The sequence below is a fragment of the Bizionia hallyeonensis genome (assembly GCF_042657385.1).
In the GTDB taxonomy this organism is placed as follows: Bacteria; Bacteroidota; Bacteroidia; order Flavobacteriales; family Flavobacteriaceae; genus Algorimicrobium; species Algorimicrobium hallyeonense.
Window position 1 is genome coordinate 87271 of the sequence record NZ_JBHSLA010000006.1, and the last position, 16549, is coordinate 103819.

The following is a 16549-nucleotide window of genomic DNA, read 5'->3' on the forward strand; positions in this document are numbered from 1 at the left end:
CAAAATTTTAAAAAAATAATAGACAGAAATAACTTACATAAATTATCATCATGCTAATTCCAGCACTGTAATTATGTAATTTTAAATGTTTACCGAGCAGAATAATTAATTATTCTATTCTAATTAACTGCAAAAATAGTAAATTTAGCCAATGAGTAAGGTAAAATATTATTACGATTCTGAAACGCTCTCCTACAGGAAAATTGAGCGCAGGAAAAGACGCACCTTTAAATACATCGGGCTTTTTATTTTAGCCGCTGGATTATTTGGGTTTCTTACTATGTTTATTACCAGTCAATATATTGAATCGCCTCAAGAAAAGGCATTAAAACGCGAGCTGTCTAATATGCAATTGCAGTATCAATTGTTAAACAAAAAAATGGATCAAGCCCAATTGGTTTTAGAGGATGTTGCCAATCGTGATAACCATATCTATCGATTATATTTTGAAACCAACCCAATTCCTGATGAACAACGACGCGCTGGTTTTGGCGGTGTAAACCGTTACAAAAACTTGGAAGGTTTTGATAACTCTAAACTTATTATAGAAAGCAATAAGCGTATTGATATGCTACAAAAACAAATTGTAGTGCAGTCCAAATCATTAGATGAAATTGCTAAACTAGCTGAAGAAAAAGAAAAATTGTTGGAAGCTATTCCAGCTATTCAACCTGTAAGCAATGAAGATTTAACACGCATGGCATCTGGTTATGGCTATAGAACAGATCCCTTTACAAAGGTTCGGAAATTCCATTACGGCATGGATTTTACGGCGCCGCGAGGCACTCCTGTTTACGCTTCTGGTGATGGCGTTGTAACGCGTGCTGATAGCCAATCGTCAGGATATGGCAAACATATTCGGATTGATCATGGCTTTGGCTATGTTAGTTTATATGGGCACCTTTATAAATATAACGTCAAGAAAAACCAGAAAGTAAAACGTGGTGATTTAATTGGTTTTGTTGGAAATACAGGCCGTTCTTCAGGAGCACATTTACATTACGAGGTTTTTAAAGGTGATGAACGCATCAATCCGTTAAATTTCTATTATGGCAATCTTTCAGCCGAAGAATTTGACGAGCTTTTAAAACATGCAACGCTTGAAAACCAATCTTTAGACTAATGCATATCAACTTACCCGAAAAACGTTATTATGGAATTGGTGAAGTAGCCAAGGCTTTTGGTGTAAACACCTCTTTAATCCGCTTTTGGGAAAAAGAGTTCGATGTATTACAACCGAAAAAGAATGCGAAAGGCAATCGGAAATTTACACCTGATGATATTCAGAATTTGAAACTCATTTTTCATTTGGTTAAAGAGCGTGGGTTTACGCTTGATGGTGCTAAAATTCACTTAAAAGAAGAGAAACAGCAAACACTTAATAATTTTGAAATTATTAGCAAGTTAGAAGATGTCAAAGCACAACTTATTAAAATTAAAGAACAGTTGTAACATTTTAATAAAAACCGCAATTAATACATACAAACTTTATACTAAATACTAAAAACAACTTATTATGAAAAAATGGTTAATTCCTGTTATAATTATTGGCGTTCTTGCAGTAGCAATTTACTCTTGGGCTGTTGGATTCAATAATACAGCAGTAGAATATGAAGCAGACGCTAAAACAGCTTGGGCAGATGTAGAAAGCTCCTACCAACGTCGTAACGACTTAATTGGAAACTTGGTAAAAACAGTTCAAGGTGCTGCCGATTTTGAACGTACAACCTTAAGAGAAGTTATAGAAGCACGTGCTAAAGCAACGTCCACGACTATTGATGCCAGCAATTTAACTGCAGATGATATGGCGCAATTTCAACAAGCACAATCGGGCTTAAGTGGCGCATTATCTAAATTATTAGTATCCGTAGAGCGCTACCCTGAATTGAAAGCAAATCAAAACTTCTTGGAGTTACAATCACAATTAGAAGGCACTGAAAACCGTATTAATGTAGCAAGAGATCGTTATAACGAATCGGTAAATATTTATGACAAGCATATTAAAAAATTCCCAGGAAGCTTTTTAGCAGGAATTTTCGGATTTGAAGAAATGCCTAGATATAAAGCCGATCCAGGAAGTGAAAATGCACCTGATGTTGATTTTGAATTTTAAGAGCTATGTCTAAAATTGAAGAATTTTTAACTGCAGACGAAGAGCAAGCTATTATTGCGGCTATTCGCGAAGCTGAAAAAAACACCTCTGGTGAAATACGTGTTCATTTAGAAAAGACATCCAAGATTGATGTCTTTGATCGTGCGATGGAAGTTTTCCATTATTTAAAAATGGATAATACCAAGCAGCAAAATGGTGTATTAATTTATGTGGCTGTAGAAGATAGAAACTTTGTAATTTTTGGCGACAAAGGCATTAACGATGTGGTTTCAGATGATTTCTGGGATACAACCCGTAATGCCATTCAAACTCAATTTAAACAAGGAAACTTTAAACAAGGTTTAGTAGATGGAATTTTAAAAGCTGGTAAGGCTTTAGAACAACATTTCCCTTGGGAACACAATGATAAGAATGAGTTACCTGATACCATTTCAAAAGGATAAAAACCAAACATGCCAAACTTAAAAAATTACATTTTCACACCTTTATCTATTAAACAGTTTAGCCTTATTTGTGTTATGCTGTTTGTAGGTATGCAATCTAGTTTGGCACAGTTTACTATTCCTGAAATCCCGAAAGTACAGACCAGTGTTTATGATTATATAGGTTTATTATCGGCTCCAGAAAAAAGGGCTTTAGAAAATAAATTAGTCAAATATTCGGATACCACATCCACGCAGATTGTAGTTGCTATTATTTCATCAACTAATGGTGAAAACATAAACTATTTAGGGGCACAATGGGGGCAGAAATGGGGAATTGGTCAAGCAAAAGAAGATAATGGTGTATTAATTTTATTAGCGCGTGATGATAAGAAAATTGCCATCAATACCGGTTATGGTGTGGAGCATTTGCTTACAGACGCCATGAGCAAACGTATAATACAAAATGATATCATCCCTTTCTTTAAACAAAATAATTATCCTGGTGGTCTAAACCGAGGTGCAGATGCTATTTTTGAAGTAATGACTGGCGAGTACCAAGGTTCACGACAAGGTGATTCCAGTGGCTCTCCCATAGGTTTTTTCTTCTTCCTCTTTATAGTATTTATTTTTATCATTATTGCTATTTCTAAAAGCCGACGTGGTGGCGGAAACAATGGTTCTGGAAACAATAAATCTGGAGGGTTTAGTATTTTAGACGCTATTATTTTAAGTAATCTAGGACGTGGTGGCTATGGTGGTTCATCAGGTGGTTTCGGAGGATCGTCTGGAGGCAGCTTTGGAGGCGGCGGATTTGGCGGTGGCTTCGGAGGCGGTGGCTTTGGAGGTGGAGGCGCATCTGGAGGTTGGTAAGTTGGTTTAAGATTACAGGTTTAAGGTTTAAATAAAAAAAAGCCATTTTAGCAGAAACTAGAATGGCTTTTTTTGACTCAAAAATTGAAGCAATTAAAATTTCTTAATCCCAATAGAAGTTATCATCTTTGGTTTCACCTTTACTACCTAAGCTATTAAATTTCCAGCTAAAGCTTAACATGAAATATTGTTCTAAAACGGTACTTTGCGAATCCTGAATGTAGTTTTGGGTTGCCGTTCGTCTGGCGTTCGTATTTTGGTCTAACAAGTCATAAACTTTTAACGTAACAGTTCCTGCGTCCTTTAAAACTGAATATGCTAAAGTAGAATTCCAAAACCATGCGCTTTTTTGAAACCCGACACCAATATTTGGATTGTAGTTAAAATCAATATCATTTCGCCATTCAAACTTTTTAGGCAGGAATAATGCTGTTGAAAAATTTAAATTATGTTCTAAAAATTCGCGATCTTCAAACTCATCCAAATCGTATTTGTTTTTTGTAAAAGAAACGGAGTAACGTGGTCTGAATTCCATAACATCTTTCCATGTAAAACGAAGCCCAACTTCTGGCGATAATTCTCGCACTTTACTTGCATATTGAACCTCGTTATTAAAGTTGATGTTTCGTCTTAAATTTCCGTTAACACCAACGCTTACTTTTACCGTTCGCAAACTATCAATTTTAACATCCTTGCTATAATCCATATTGGCATAAAACTGGTAGTTACCATCTACGTTAGCAAAGGTTGTTGTTCTTACAAAATTATCATCAACTGTGGTTTTAGAAACTACTTGGTTATTTGTAAAAGTACCACCAACATAGGAATAGAATCCGGTACGTTTTTGCCAGTCGAACGCATTAAAACCTAAATTTATACGATGACTGTTGGATGGTTCCAAATTAGGATTACCAACAATAGTATTCAATGGATCTGACACATTTTGAAACGCCTGTAGTTGCGATAATCTAGGTGGCTCATTGTTTAAACGGTAGCTAGACCAAAAGGATGATTTTTGATTAAACTTATAGCGTAAATAGCCATTTAATTCCAGCGCTTCAAAACGTTTTTCAATACTCAACTCTGGACGTAATAAATCCGTGTTTCCTAATGTTCTATACACATAATTAAATCCAATTCTTGACGACCATATTTTATTACGAAAACTTAAACCTATACCAGGCGTCATACTTTCATCTAAATATTCAAAATCAGTACTTAAATCTTCATTAAAAACCGTAAAATCACCTTGCGTATCTTTATCAAAAGTACTTTTGGTGTCGGTACTTTTATCGCGTGCATAAGCATAATCAAAATCTAAAAACAACTTCTCTGCAATTAATGGTAAACGGTAATTTATACTGGATTTAAAATTAGTAACATCACCTTCTCCATTTGTAAATTGATCACGTTCAGTTTGATCTATTAAAACGTAATCTGGGTTATTAGGATTGCTTACATCTTCCCCATAAACATTGGTTACCGATGTTAAAAAATCTTCAGATTCTCGTGTGTTAATTTCATTGGTTAAATTTACCCTTACAAATGCACCTTTTTTACCAAACTTTTTAGTGATATTAATATTGTTTCTAAAATTTTTGCCTGTATTCTCAACATAGGAATTGGATGTTGAATTGTTGGTTAAAAGGTTGTCATTATTTAAAGATTCTTCCGCTGCATTATAGGTATTCGTACTTTTAGAATATCGGAATGAGGGATCAACGTTAATTAAAAATGTAGAATCTACTTCAATATCAAACCCCACATTAGCAGAATGACTATCACTATCATTATAGCTACTAGAAACGGAATTGGTATAGTATCGAGAATCTGGTAAAATATTTTCACGTTGGGAAGCCGTTTTGTTTTCAGAACTACTTCCGGAGAAAAAATAATCGGCTGACACATCTGTTTTTTCACCAATTTTGTCTGCATAATTTAAACCTGCGTTTTGTGATTTGGTAATCCCTTCTCCACCACCAAAAGACCGACCATCAATAGTAAAAGCCCCATTACTTGACATGGACATACTATAACCGCCACCAAACATTTTACGGATTTCTCCAAAACTAAATCCTGGCGAATTAATATTATTGCCACCAGCCAACACGCTTAAACGACGGTCGTTATCAAAATAATTTAGCATTCCTGCGCCTTCATAACGCTCGTTTGTTCCAGCTCCTGCCGCTACACGACCAAAAACCCCTTTGTTATTTTCCTCTTTAATAGTTAAGTTAATAGTTTTATTTTCACCATCTACTTCTTCGCCTGAAAAAGCTTCTGCTTTGGTTTTGGTATCCACCACTTGAATTTTTTCAATCAATTCTTTTGTTAAGTTTTTAGTGGTAATGGTCGGATCATCTCCAAAAAAGGGTTTACCATTAACAAGAATTTTATTCACCTCTTTACCGTTAATTTTTATTTTACCGTCTTCATCAACTTCAACACCTGGTAATTCTTTTAAAAGATCTTCAACAGTGGCGTCTTTTTTCGTTTTAAACGAACTCACATTAAACTCTAAAGTATCTTTTTTAATAGTAATTGGCGCTGATGATTTGATTACCACTTCATCCAACTCATTACTGACATCTAGGTTTATGGTTTCTAAATTAACCACTGGATTGCTTAACGAAATGGTTTTAGAATAGGTTCTATACCCTACATAGGAGACGTGCAGTTTAACAGACTTATCTGAAATACGATCTTCTAAACTAAATTTACCGTCTTTATCTGAAATAGTATAGGTAATAACGGTACTATCCGACAAACGCTCCAAGTGAACGGTTGCAGATTCTAAAGGTAATTGTTCATCTACAGAAATAATTTTACCTGAAATTTGAATAGGTCTAGATTGCGAAAACGCAACTGATATAGCAAAAAAGAAGACTATAAAGAATAAATTCTTCATGATTGATTGATGATTTTGGTTGGGTTTTTAAGGAAACGAATATAAATTGTTTAAAGTATGAAGGGTCTTAAAAAAAGCATAAACTTTTGTTATAAAATCTTACAAATGAAACCTTAAAGGCAAACAAAAACCCACTTGCAATTGCAAGTGGGTTTGTTTATTAAATAAGGGTTTAATCTACTTTTTACGCATATAAACGCTCACAGGAACACCATGAAAATCAAAGTGCTCACGCAGTTTATTTTCTAAAAATCGCTTATAACCATCTCTTACGTATTGTGGTAAATTACAGAAAAAAGCAAACTGCGGTTGTGGTGTTGGCAACTGCATAATGTATTTTATCTTCACAAACTTACCTTTGTAAGCTGGTGGTGGATAGTTTTCAATAATAGGCAACATAATTTCGTTTAGCTTACTCGTCTTGATCTTTTTGTTTCGGTTATTATATACCTCAACAGCCGTTTCAATAGCTTTATAAATACGTTGTTTATTTAATACGGAAATGAAAACAATGGGCACATCCGTAAAGGGTTCCATTTGTTCTCTAATATGCTTCTCAAATTCTTTGGTTGTTTTGGTATCTTTTTCAACCAAATCCCATTTGTTAACCAAAATAACAATCCCTTTACGGTTTCGTTCGGCTAACCAGAATATGTTTTGAACTTGCCCATCAAATCCACGCGTGGCATCTAATACCACCAAACAAACGTCCGAATGTTCAATAGCACGCACACTACGCATAACTGAATAAAATTCTAAATCCTCTTTAACCTTGGATTTTTTACGAATTCCTGCGGTGTCCACCAGATTAAATTCGAAACCAAAACGGTTGTATTTCGTATCAATAGAATCTCTAGTGGTTCCAGCAACATCCGTTACAATGTATCTATCTTCTCCAATTAAGGCATTTATAAATGATGATTTTCCAGCATTTGGACGACCAACCACTGCAAAACGAGGCAATTCCGTTTCTTCTTCAATTTCTTTTTCTGGCAAGGCGTCCACTAGGGCATCTAGCAAATCGCCAGTTCCACTGCCATTTATACTAGCAATGGTAAAGTAATCGCCTAAACCTAATGAATAGAATTCCACAGCATTTTCTGCGCGCTTGGCATTATCCACTTTATTGACAACTAAAAAAACAGGTTTGGACACCTTACGAAGCAATTTAGCAACATCTTCATCCATACCTGTTACGCCAGACTCTACATCTACCATAAAAATTATAGCATCGGCTTCATCAATAGCAATTTCAACTTGCTTATCAATTTCAGCTTCAAAAACATCATCACTTCCTTTTACGTAACCGCCAGTATCTATGACTGAAAACTCACGGCCATTCCAGTCACTTTTTCCATAATGGCGGTCTCTGGTTACACCACTTGTGGCATCCACAATAGCTTCTCTACGTTGAATTAAACGGTTAAAGAAGGTGGACTTTCCAACATTTGGACGACCAACTATGGCAACTATATTACTCATGTTATTACAAAATTTGGTGCAAATATAATGATAAGCTAATGATTTCGTTATATTTAGTGCATGTTTAAAATATGTATTTTAAAAAAAGAAATTGTATTCAGGTAATTAAAAACTTAATAGTCAGACAATAATGAGTTTACATACAGATGAAATTGTATTACGTCCACGCTTTAAAAAGGAGCTTCCCCAAAGCAATACCGACGTTATCCAGCTATTTGCTGATGCTAAAAAGCAACAATCTGAATATATAATTTCCATTATTGACGATCATATTTTTTTAAAACTCCCAAAAAGCAAACAGCATTTTTGGTCGCCGCAACTGCATTTAGAAGTCAATGAGGTAAACCACGAAACGGCTATGCTTCATGGCTTATTTGGACCCAATCCAACGGTATGGACCATGTTTATGTTTTTTCACTTTATTGTGGGTGGTTTATTTATTGGGTTTGGCGTTTGGGCCTATTCCAATTGGACGCTGGATAACGAATTTGCCATTCAAATTGGTGTCATGGTTCTCATGGTTATTATCTGGATAGGCATGTATTTTGCGGGACGTATTGGTCGTGATTCTAGTAAAGACCAAATGCATGAACTCCATGAATTTATGGAAAAAATTATTAACGCATAAGCTTAATTAGTGTCGAATAAAAACCAAATTCAAGCAAACTGACCCATGCTCACCACAGACTCAAAATGCATAATTCCACTATTGATTATAGCCAAAACGCTTTAATTGACGTTGATTACTTCGCCAATTTTTATTCACTTTAACATACAATTCCAAGTGGACTTGTTTGCCAAAAAACTTTTCCAAATCTTTTCTAGCTTCCACACCTACGCGCTTTAAAGCCGAACCTTTATGGCCAATAATAATGCCTTTTTGGGTTTCACGCTCTACCATAATAACGGAACGCATACGGATAATGTCATCTTCTTCAAAAAACTCTTCGGTATCAATTTCTACCGCATATGGAATTTCTTTTTTGTAATGCATTAATATTTTCTCGCGAATAATCTCATTTACAAAAAACCGCTCTGGTTTATCGGTTAATTGATCCTTTGGATAAAAAGGTGGTGATTCTGGAAGTGACTCAATAATTCTATCAAATACTTCGCGAACGCCAAAACCTTCTAAAGCAGAAACGGCCATAATCTCGGCATTTGGCACTTTAGCGGCCCACAATTGAACTTGCGCTTCTAATTGATCTTGATCTGATTTATCAATTTTATTTAAGAGTAATAAAACCGGAATTGTTGAATTGGTTATGCGGTTGAAAAACGCCTCATCTTTCAGTTCCTTTTCGCCTATTTCAACCATATAAATCAAAACGTCCGCATCGTCAAAAGCCGATTTTACAAAATCCATCATGGATTCCTGCATTTCGTAAGCAGGCTTGATTATTCCTGGTGTATCAGATAAGACCATCTGAAAATCATCACCATTAACAATACCCAAAATCCGATGACGCGTGGTTTGTGCCTTGGAGGTTATAATGGATAGTTTTTCGCCAATAAAGGCATTCATTAATGTGGACTTCCCTACATTTGGGTTTCCAATAATATTTACAAATCCAGCTTTATGATTCATATGTGTGAGTTTAATTGCTGCAAAGTTACGACCTTGGTTTATTTATTCCTCTATCATACATCACAATACTTCCAGCTACAGATACGTTGAGACTTAATTTCGACTTGAATTTAATTAAAAAATGACTCTTTTCAATAGCTTGATTGGACAAACCATGATCCTCCGCACCCAATAAATACACACAGCGCCTTGGATGGTGAAAGGTCTCTAAATTTTCGGCTTGATCTGTTAATTCCACACCAACAATTCGGGCACCTTTTGGTAAGTTTTTTAGAAAATCGTTGAAAGTTTCATAATGAAAATACGGCATGGCTTTTACAGCATTATGCGTATCGCAAGCTTGTTTGGCATAGCGATTTCCAATAGTAAATATAAAACTAGCACCTAAATTTTGAGCCGAACGCCATAACACACCCAAGTTTTCAGGTGTTTTACCATTTTGAATCCCGATACCAAAAAATTCATTTTGAAAATTATTACTCATGCTGCAATTTACTAAAAATTGAAAAAATGGAAATATAAATATGTAGAAATGGATTAGATTTGCGAACATATTTAAAAGTTGGATCTGGTTGACTACCTAGATCCAATAATTGCTAACAAGTTGACAAGAAGACGCATGAAAAGGGCATTATTAGGATTAATTATAGTGTGTAGTATTATAAATAAAACATTTGGACAAAACCTACAAGAGGGACAAAAAAGATGGAGTGCAGAACATCCGTTAGCCGTTGACGATTTTAAAATAAAAATTAGCGATGAGAATAACGAGGCTGTTTATAGTCAATTTATGATATATCATGCCATTGGTGGTTTTGATTTTATGCAGCGGAATTTAAACCAAAAAATAGAAAATATTTTCCTTGGAAACGCCTCGTGGATTGATACGACAAAGGTTGGCGAAATTGATAAGCAAATAGAATTTCAACAATTGCAATTTGACTTGGCAGAAATTCACGCAAGAAAATTTAGAAAGCGCGCATTAGAGAATAAGAAAAAAATTGCTAAAGGTTTTGATATTATAAAGCAAATTAACAATGATATTTTGAGTGAATTTTCAGAAAGCCGTCTGGAATTAGTAAAGGAAACTGAAAGTGGCAGAAATAATGAAAAAATTGAAGAATGGAAAGCGAAAACTGCTGCTGAACTAAAAGAGTTGAACGATTTTAGATATGAGAATAAAAAGAAAATTAAATTGGATAAATAATACCCGTTAATCAAAAAATACGGCCGCGTAAGTACGTAACATCTACCATGAGTCTATTCACAGAAATACTAACCAAACGCTTACGACTCCGAAAACTAAGACATTCCGATTGGGAAGCTATTTCCTTTTTACGTTCGGATCCAGATGTCAATAAATTTGTAAAAAGAGCACCTGCGGAAACCCAAGAGAAAGACCTAGCGTTTATAGCTAAAATTTGCCAAGCTATTGAAACAAATAGCTCTTTATATTGGGTGATTATAGAACAAGGCCATAACCAAATGATAGGCAGCATTTGTTTATGGAATTTTTCAGAAGACAGAAAAAAAGCAGAAGTGGGTTACGATTTACACCCAAACTCCCAAGGCAAAGGCATTATGAATGAAGCGCTAAAAGCGATTATTAATTTTGGGTTTAATTCTATAAACTTGAAATCTATTGAAGCCTACACACAGAAAAACAATACCGCTTCCATTAATTTATTAGAATGCCATGGTTTTAAACTAGTCGTTGGTAAACAAGATGCAGATAATTTAAAAAATGCTATTTATGCGTTAAGGCAACCGTAACCAGTAGGTTAAATTTAGATTTACGTTTTTACTGCACATTATAGCTATCCAAACGGCGCTCAACCGTATGATAGGATGTACTAACAAAGGACGTTGTATCATAAATAAGTCCGATTCCATCCGCATAATAATAACGGTCTAAACCCGGAAATTGTTCACCTTCTGGTGATTTGGCATAACGCTCTGAATAGTTGCAAGTGAATGCACCAGCTTCAACTGTCATTTGCGCTTCATTTGCAGTTAAGGTTTCAAAAATAGTTCCCCAAGATTGAATGGTAATGGTTCGTTCACTTAAATCGGAATGCGTAAATTTTATGCTGCCATCATCATAAATAAGATTTCCCAAGGAATCTCTTACATGCTCAAAATACTCACCATTAAGGCTTAAAAGTGGTGCATTACTAGTATTACCAGTTGTTAATCTTCTAAATTTAAAGTAGGTATTTCCGTTTATTTCTTCAGTGCCAACAATGCTGATAGAATCTACAACCCCTGTATTATCATAGGTTTCTGTGCTTGAATTCCATTGATAGCTTTTATAAACCCATGAATTCCCAATTTGCAAACCATAAAAACCAGGATCGCTAATTTCATTGACTGGTTGGGTTCTAGAATCATCATCAGAGGAACAGGAAAAAGCACATACTAAAACAAGGATAATTAATAAATTACGTATCATATTTTAAAAAATTAAGGTGGTTAAAAAACGTAATTCTGCTTCGAATAAAGGATAGGTTGGTTGGTTCTGTATAGTGTAACGGCCTTTATTTTAGTTTATTGCATGACCATCTTTAATTGATGCGTGCTGTGTAGTTTGGCAATTTATAGTTTCTAGAAGTTATCTATATTTAAATAAACACTAATTTTGGCATACTTTTAGAAACCATTTTATAAAATGTTTAGAATTATGTACAAAGTTTCCTTATTGATAATGTGTCTAGTGTCGACCCTTACTTTTTCGCAAGAATCCAGATTAACTATTTTTTCGGAAGATGGCGAGCCATTTTATTTGTTTCTAAATAGTATCAGACAAAATGAAGCACCTGCAGTGAATATTGCCGTAGATTATATAACAAATGCGTATTATGACACCAAAATTGTATTTGCTAACGAGGCTATAAACCCGATTGAAAAGAAGTATTTAAAGACGGTTGATGTAGACGGCAATCGCGGCGAATTTGTTTATAAAATTAAAAACAGTAAAAAAGGACATAAACTCAAGTTTTTCTCTTTTACTCCTTTTCAAGCTATTTCACCACCACCCAATAATGTATCCGTGGTACAATATAATGCTGTGCCGCTACCTCCTATTCAATTTACAACACAAACAACGACTACAACCACATCTGGAGGTGGAGACCAATTACATGTTGGTGTTAATGCACATGGCACAAATGTAGGTGTTGGTATTCATGTAAACTCTGGTGTATCTACAACAACCACGCAAACAACAACGACTACTTTTGGAGGAACGACTGATGTTGTTGTTTTGGAAGAAGCAGATTGTTATGCCATGTATGAAACAGATTTTAACCAAGCATTAACAGCCATAAAAAGTAAAACGTTTTCAGATTCTAAATTAACACTCGCGAAACAAGTTACAAAAGGTAATTGCTTAACCGCTGCACAAATTGCCCAAATTACCAATCTATTTGATTTTGAATCCACCAAATTAGAGTATGCCAAATTTGCCTATTCTTTTTGTTATAATCCAGAAAACTATTGGAAAGTAAATAACGCTTTCGAGTTTGAATCTACTATTGATGAACTTAATGAATATATTGAGTCTCTTGGATATTAACTGTTGGAACTATTTTTTTTTACTGCATCAAAATCCAAATATCATAACTTTAAAAGTTAATAGATAAAAGCGCATTTTGAATAAAAATTACGTAGAACTACTTATTGCTGTTTTGAAAACATATGACGAATTTCGTTTACATATAATTTACATCAATAAAACGGATTCATACTATATCGTTACCAACTATAAAAACCCAACCTTCTGAAATTTAGCTAATTGGATTAAATTGTTTTGTAAATATATTTTTTTGGTGTAAATTTACATCAAAAACGAATCTAATGGCACGACAAAGCATTTCATTGACAGAACCAAATGACGAATGGTTAAAAACCCAAGTGGAGACTAATGAGTATTCCAGTAAAAGTGAACTTGTAAATGACCTAATAAGACAGGCAAGAAATCAACAACGCCAAATTGATTGGATAAGCTCTAAATTAGAAATAGCTGAAAATAGCGGTTTTACGAATGATAGTAAAGAGCAAATTTTAGCAAAATCAAAGTCTTCATTGAATGGCTAAATACAAGTTAAGTAACGTAGCTAAAGATGACTTAATTAGAATTCATCATTACGGCGTAAAGAAATTTGGCATAAATCAAGCTGACAAATATTTTAACTCATTTTTTGAATATTTTGACATTATTGCTCAACGGCCTTTCTCGTTTGAATCGGTTGACTTTATAAAATACGGATATAAACGCTGTGTCTGCGGATCTGACAGCATTTATTTTAAAGTTAATCATGACATTGTAGAGATAATGGCTATTGTTGGAAGACAAGATTTAAATAACATATTATAAAATCACAGGTGGAAACACCGTGTATAATTAATGGCTAGTTCTCGCCTACTTACGAAAATCCTCGCGGATTTTCTATCTGTGATTTATTTACCAAGCAATAACCTAAAAAACCTACAGTGAGATTCCTGCCTTCCCAGGAATGACAAACTACCTCAACAACCCCTTAACCGCATCAAAATCCAATCCGCCATAATTCCCAGAACTCATGAGCAACAAGGCTTTGTTATTAAAATCTTGAGAAAACAAGAAGGTTTTAAATTCTTCGGGATTGGTATAAATAATTAAATCGTTACGTTCAAACGCATGGGCAATTTGTTCATGCGAAACTGCGTCCAATTTCTTAATTTCAACCGCATCTGGCGAATAGAAAACAACAGCCACATCAGCAGCATCTAAAGCACCTTTGTATTCCTTTAAGAATTCGGCATTCAAACTACTATAGGTATGCAATTCCAAACAGGCAATTAGTGTTTTGTCTTCGTATTGGGCTTTTACCGCTTGGGTAGTAGCAGACACTTTACTGGGCGAATGTGCAAAATCTTTATAGGCAACGCTGGTTTTACTTTCGGCAATTTTTTCTAATCGCTTGCTAGCGCCTTTAAAGGTGGCAATGGCTTCGTAGAAATCATCTTCGTCAATGCCCATGTGCTGGCAAATCCACTTGGCGCCTGCTAAATTATTCAGATTGTGTTTACCGAAAATTTCAATGGGCAACGGTCCTTCAGGGGTTTCTAAAAGCGTTTCACCATGTTCAACCGTATATTCTGGTGTGTTATACGGTAATTTACGAATGGTGTTTTCAGACGCTTCTACAACGCGCGCGACTTCAGCATCTTCGGCATTGTAAGTTATACTGCCACCATTAACAATACTATCTACAAATATTTTAAACTGTTCTACATAATTGTCATAGGTTGGAAACACATTAATATGGTCCCAAGCAATACCACTCAACAACGCAATATTGGGTTTGTATAAATGAAATTTTGGTCGCCTATCAATAGGTGAGCTTAAATATTCATCGCCTTCCAAAACTATAAAATCATTGTCTTCGGTGAGTTTCACCATGACATCAAAACCTTCTAATTGTGCACCAACCATATAGTCCACATCCCGATCATGGTAGTGCATAACGTGTAAAATCATAGAGGTTATTGTGGTTTTCCCATGACTTCCGCCAATTACCACACGGGTTTTATTTTTAGATTGTTCGTACAGAAATTCCGGATAACTATATATTTTTAAACCGAGTTCTTGCGCCTTTAGCAATTCCGGATTATCAGCTTTGGCGTGCATGCCTAAAACAATAGCATCCAAACTGGAACTTATTTTTTCTGGAAACCACCCAAATGATTCTGGCAATAAACCTTTGGTTTCCAAACGGGATTTAGACGGATTGAAAATAGTATCATCACTACCAGTTACCTGATATCCTTTATTGTGTAAAGCAATGGCAAGATTGTGCATAGCAGCTCCACCAATGGCTATAAAATGTACGTTCATAATTAAATTTTGTAGAATTCAAATATACACATTGCAAATGGAAGTAGAAATGTGAACACTTGTAAATTATTAAGTTTCTAAAGGTTTAAAATAGCCGCTTTTTCAACCGAAAAAACATCAATTTCAGGCAATTCGGCCAAAGCTAAATTTATATGTTTGAGCGCCTCTTTTTTATGATTCTGATGTTTGTAAATCTGTGCTAATCGGTAATTTGCCCAAGCTTTTGGCACACCATCTTCCACGGAATAATTCTCGATATAGGTTTTCAGGCAATTTTCACCTTTTTCCAACTGCAAATTATACTCGGCGGCTACTTTTCCTATTTGGTAATGAACGGCATTGCGTTCGTGCTTTTTTTGCGAGGCTTCAATAGTCGCAATTGCTTTTTCCGGTTGCTGTTGCTTTTCATAAAAGCTAGATAATTTATCAAAACAAGTAATAGAACCACCAGTGGTAATGGCGCGTTTATAATAGGTTTCGGCTAGTTCGGGTTCGTCATCATACTCATAAATATAGCCTTTAGCCAAATACCCATCCACTTTAGAAAGTGCTTCTAACTCATTGGCGTACTTCAAGGATTTCTTAACGCTTCCGCCAACAATACCTGGTAGTTGCATATACAATTCCACCAAAGCCCAACGCGTATTAATATGCTTGATATCCAATTCGGCCGCCTTTAAAAACGCATCTTCTATGTCGTCGATTAACATGAAAGCGCTTACTTTATTGACTTCCAGCGCTTTCATTCCCATAGCACCACCATATTTATAATGGAAATTGGCTTTATTAGGGTCCATAACAACCAAGGTTTCATATTGACTAATAGCGGCATCCCATTTGGCCTGATATCCATAAGCATCGCCTAACAATTCCACAGCTCGTTGGTTGGTTGGATTGGCATTTACATACGGTTTCACTAGAGTTTCGGCTTGCTTATAATATTTCTGTTCCAGCAATAACGCCACATCATCCAAGGTCTGCTGGGCCATAGTAAAAACGGGAAATAAGAAACATAAAAGCAGCTTTTTCATATTAAAGTCATCCATTATTCAAAGATAACTATTCAAAATGATTTTTAGTATTGATCGTTTTATCTTCTACCCTCAAGGAAGTTGAAGAAATTTCCCTTACTCAAAATAGCGTCTCACGAATTCAAAGCATGCGTTTACCCAAATTCCTTTTTTTGGAACAACTTTTGAATGTATTATTGAAAGAATAAAACATTCTGAAATAGCATAGACGAAAACATGGAAATCGATTTTGAAATGCTTATTTTTAAAGAATT

The 16549-nt window shown here is 35.1% G+C and carries 18 protein-coding genes; 11 read left to right on the forward strand and 7 right to left on the reverse strand.

Annotated elements, in window-relative coordinates:
* Window positions 1–151: 151 nt before the first annotated feature.
* From ACFPH8_RS13510 to ACFPH8_RS13530, 5 genes are all read left to right on the forward strand, one after another.
* Window positions 152–1123, forward strand: coding sequence for a peptidoglycan DD-metalloendopeptidase family protein (locus ACFPH8_RS13510; RefSeq protein ID WP_376861721.1), 972 nt, complete (start codon window positions 152–154; stop codon window positions 1121–1123).
* Window positions 1123–1452: a MerR family transcriptional regulator gene (locus ACFPH8_RS13515; protein WP_248395434.1), complete on the forward strand. Its 330-nt coding sequence runs from the start codon at window positions 1123–1125 to the stop codon at window positions 1450–1452. Before ACFPH8_RS13510 ends, ACFPH8_RS13515 begins: the two co-directional genes overlap by 1 nt.
* A gap of 64 nt (window positions 1453–1516) precedes the next feature.
* Complete coding sequence (locus ACFPH8_RS13520; protein WP_376861724.1) at window positions 1517–2113, forward strand: LemA family protein; 597 nt, start codon at window positions 1517–1519, stop codon at window positions 2111–2113.
* Window positions 2114–2118: 5 nt separating this feature from the next.
* Window positions 2119–2556, forward strand: coding sequence for a TPM domain-containing protein (locus ACFPH8_RS13525; RefSeq protein WP_248395438.1), 438 nt, complete (start codon window positions 2119–2121; stop codon window positions 2554–2556).
* A gap of 9 nt (window positions 2557–2565) precedes the next feature.
* Window positions 2566–3408 carry a TPM domain-containing protein gene (locus ACFPH8_RS13530; protein ID WP_376861726.1) on the forward strand — a complete coding sequence of 281 codons (843 nt, stop codon included), beginning with the start codon at window positions 2566–2568 and terminating at the stop codon, window positions 3406–3408.
* Between the two features lie 103 nt (window positions 3409–3511).
* Here ACFPH8_RS13530 and ACFPH8_RS13535 read toward each other — a convergent pair whose 3' ends face one another.
* Together ACFPH8_RS13535 and der are read right to left on the reverse strand one after the other, a co-directional pair.
* On the reverse strand, window positions 3512–6316 hold the full coding sequence (locus tag ACFPH8_RS13535; protein ID WP_376861728.1) for an outer membrane beta-barrel protein: 2805 nt from the start codon (window positions 6314–6316) through the stop codon (window positions 3512–3514).
* A gap of 177 nt (window positions 6317–6493) precedes the next feature.
* Window positions 6494–7798 (reverse strand): ribosome biogenesis GTPase Der, encoded by a 1305-nt coding sequence (gene der / locus ACFPH8_RS13540; protein ID WP_248395444.1) that lies wholly within the window; start codon window positions 7796–7798, stop codon window positions 6494–6496.
* A gap of 130 nt (window positions 7799–7928) precedes the next feature.
* Between der and ACFPH8_RS13545 the strand changes: the two genes are divergently transcribed.
* Window positions 7929–8426 carry a GTP-binding protein gene (locus ACFPH8_RS13545; protein WP_248395447.1) on the forward strand — a complete coding sequence of 166 codons (498 nt, stop codon included), beginning with the start codon at window positions 7929–7931 and terminating at the stop codon, window positions 8424–8426.
* A gap of 78 nt (window positions 8427–8504) precedes the next feature.
* On the opposite strand, the gene era is transcribed toward ACFPH8_RS13545, so the two are convergent.
* Both era and ACFPH8_RS13555 read right to left on the reverse strand, forming a co-directional pair.
* Window positions 8505–9386: a GTPase Era gene (gene era, locus ACFPH8_RS13550; protein WP_376861731.1), complete on the reverse strand. Its 882-nt coding sequence runs from the start codon at window positions 9384–9386 to the stop codon at window positions 8505–8507.
* A 25-nt stretch (window positions 9387–9411) separates the two neighbouring features.
* The gene (locus ACFPH8_RS13555; RefSeq protein ID WP_376861733.1) at window positions 9412–9870 is read right to left on the reverse strand and encodes an RNA methyltransferase; all 459 of its coding nucleotides are present in this window, start codon (window positions 9868–9870) and stop codon (window positions 9412–9414) included.
* A gap of 135 nt (window positions 9871–10005) precedes the next feature.
* Here ACFPH8_RS13555 and ACFPH8_RS13560 point away from each other — a divergent pair, with 135 nt between their 5' ends.
* The gene (locus tag ACFPH8_RS13560) at window positions 10006–10593 is read left to right on the forward strand and encodes a hypothetical protein (protein WP_376861735.1); all 588 of its coding nucleotides are present in this window, start codon (window positions 10006–10008) and stop codon (window positions 10591–10593) included.
* Window positions 10594–10640: 47 nt separating this feature from the next.
* Window positions 10641–11159 (forward strand): GNAT family N-acetyltransferase, encoded by a 519-nt coding sequence (locus ACFPH8_RS13565; protein WP_376861737.1) that lies wholly within the window; start codon window positions 10641–10643, stop codon window positions 11157–11159.
* Window positions 11160–11187: 28 nt separating this feature from the next.
* Here ACFPH8_RS13565 and ACFPH8_RS13570 read toward each other — a convergent pair whose 3' ends face one another.
* Window positions 11188–11838: a hypothetical protein gene (locus tag ACFPH8_RS13570; protein WP_376861739.1), complete on the reverse strand. Its 651-nt coding sequence runs from the start codon at window positions 11836–11838 to the stop codon at window positions 11188–11190.
* A 228-nt stretch (window positions 11839–12066) separates the two neighbouring features.
* Here ACFPH8_RS13570 and ACFPH8_RS13575 point away from each other — a divergent pair, with 228 nt between their 5' ends.
* From ACFPH8_RS13575 to ACFPH8_RS13585, 3 genes are all read left to right on the forward strand, one after another.
* Complete coding sequence (locus tag ACFPH8_RS13575) at window positions 12067–12960, forward strand: DUF4476 domain-containing protein (RefSeq protein WP_376861741.1); 894 nt, start codon at window positions 12067–12069, stop codon at window positions 12958–12960.
* Window positions 12961–13241: 281 nt separating this feature from the next.
* Window positions 13242–13481 (forward strand): ribbon-helix-helix domain-containing protein, encoded by a 240-nt coding sequence (locus ACFPH8_RS13580; RefSeq protein WP_376861743.1) that lies wholly within the window; start codon window positions 13242–13244, stop codon window positions 13479–13481.
* Window positions 13474–13761 (forward strand): type II toxin-antitoxin system RelE/ParE family toxin, encoded by a 288-nt coding sequence (locus ACFPH8_RS13585; protein WP_376861745.1) that lies wholly within the window; start codon window positions 13474–13476, stop codon window positions 13759–13761. The genes ACFPH8_RS13580 and ACFPH8_RS13585 overlap by 8 nt, the downstream gene beginning before the upstream one ends.
* 147 nt (window positions 13762–13908) lie before the next feature.
* Here ACFPH8_RS13585 and ACFPH8_RS13590 read toward each other — a convergent pair whose 3' ends face one another.
* On the reverse strand, window positions 13909–15264 hold the full coding sequence (locus ACFPH8_RS13590) for a UDP-N-acetylmuramate--L-alanine ligase (protein WP_376861747.1): 1356 nt from the start codon (window positions 15262–15264) through the stop codon (window positions 13909–13911).
* A 77-nt stretch (window positions 15265–15341) separates the two neighbouring features.
* Window positions 15342–16253 (reverse strand): tetratricopeptide repeat protein, encoded by a 912-nt coding sequence (locus ACFPH8_RS13595; protein ID WP_376861749.1) that lies wholly within the window; start codon window positions 16251–16253, stop codon window positions 15342–15344.
* Between the last annotated feature and the right edge of the window lie 296 nt (window positions 16254–16549).

Bases quoted from the DNA above. Each gene is read 5' to 3' on its own strand.
- ACFPH8_RS13510 (WP_376861721.1), top strand. From the start codon at position 152: ATGAGTAAGGTAAAATATTATTACGATTCTGAAACGCTCTCCTACAGG.
- ACFPH8_RS13515 (WP_248395434.1), top strand. From the start codon at position 1,123: ATGCATATCAACTTACCCGAAAAACGTTATTATGGAATTGGTGAAGTA.
- ACFPH8_RS13520 (WP_376861724.1), top strand. From the start codon at position 1,517: ATGAAAAAATGGTTAATTCCTGTTATAATTATTGGCGTTCTTGCAGTA.
- ACFPH8_RS13525 (WP_248395438.1), top strand. From the start codon at position 2,119: ATGTCTAAAATTGAAGAATTTTTAACTGCAGACGAAGAGCAAGCTATT.
- ACFPH8_RS13530 (WP_376861726.1), top strand. From the start codon at position 2,566: ATGCCAAACTTAAAAAATTACATTTTCACACCTTTATCTATTAAACAG.
- ACFPH8_RS13535 (WP_376861728.1), bottom strand. From the start codon at position 6,316: ATGAAGAATTTATTCTTTATAGTCTTCTTTTTTGCTATATCAGTTGCG.
- der (WP_248395444.1), bottom strand. From the start codon at position 7,798: ATGAGTAATATAGTTGCCATAGTTGGTCGTCCAAATGTTGGAAAGTCC.
- ACFPH8_RS13545 (WP_248395447.1), top strand. From the start codon at position 7,929: ATGAGTTTACATACAGATGAAATTGTATTACGTCCACGCTTTAAAAAG.
- era (WP_376861731.1), bottom strand. From the start codon at position 9,386: ATGAATCATAAAGCTGGATTTGTAAATATTATTGGAAACCCAAATGTA.
- ACFPH8_RS13555 (WP_376861733.1), bottom strand. From the start codon at position 9,870: ATGAGTAATAATTTTCAAAATGAATTTTTTGGTATCGGGATTCAAAAT.
- ACFPH8_RS13560 (WP_376861735.1), top strand. From the start codon at position 10,006: ATGAAAAGGGCATTATTAGGATTAATTATAGTGTGTAGTATTATAAAT.
- ACFPH8_RS13565 (WP_376861737.1), top strand. From the start codon at position 10,641: ATGAGTCTATTCACAGAAATACTAACCAAACGCTTACGACTCCGAAAA.
- ACFPH8_RS13570 (WP_376861739.1), bottom strand. From the start codon at position 11,838: ATGATACGTAATTTATTAATTATCCTTGTTTTAGTATGTGCTTTTTCC.
- ACFPH8_RS13575 (WP_376861741.1), top strand. From the start codon at position 12,067: ATGTACAAAGTTTCCTTATTGATAATGTGTCTAGTGTCGACCCTTACT.
- ACFPH8_RS13580 (WP_376861743.1), top strand. From the start codon at position 13,242: ATGGCACGACAAAGCATTTCATTGACAGAACCAAATGACGAATGGTTA.
- ACFPH8_RS13585 (WP_376861745.1), top strand. From the start codon at position 13,474: ATGGCTAAATACAAGTTAAGTAACGTAGCTAAAGATGACTTAATTAGA.
- ACFPH8_RS13590 (WP_376861747.1), bottom strand. From the start codon at position 15,264: ATGAACGTACATTTTATAGCCATTGGTGGAGCTGCTATGCACAATCTT.
- ACFPH8_RS13595 (WP_376861749.1), bottom strand. From the start codon at position 16,253: ATGGCCCAGCAGACCTTGGATGATGTGGCGTTATTGCTGGAACAGAAA.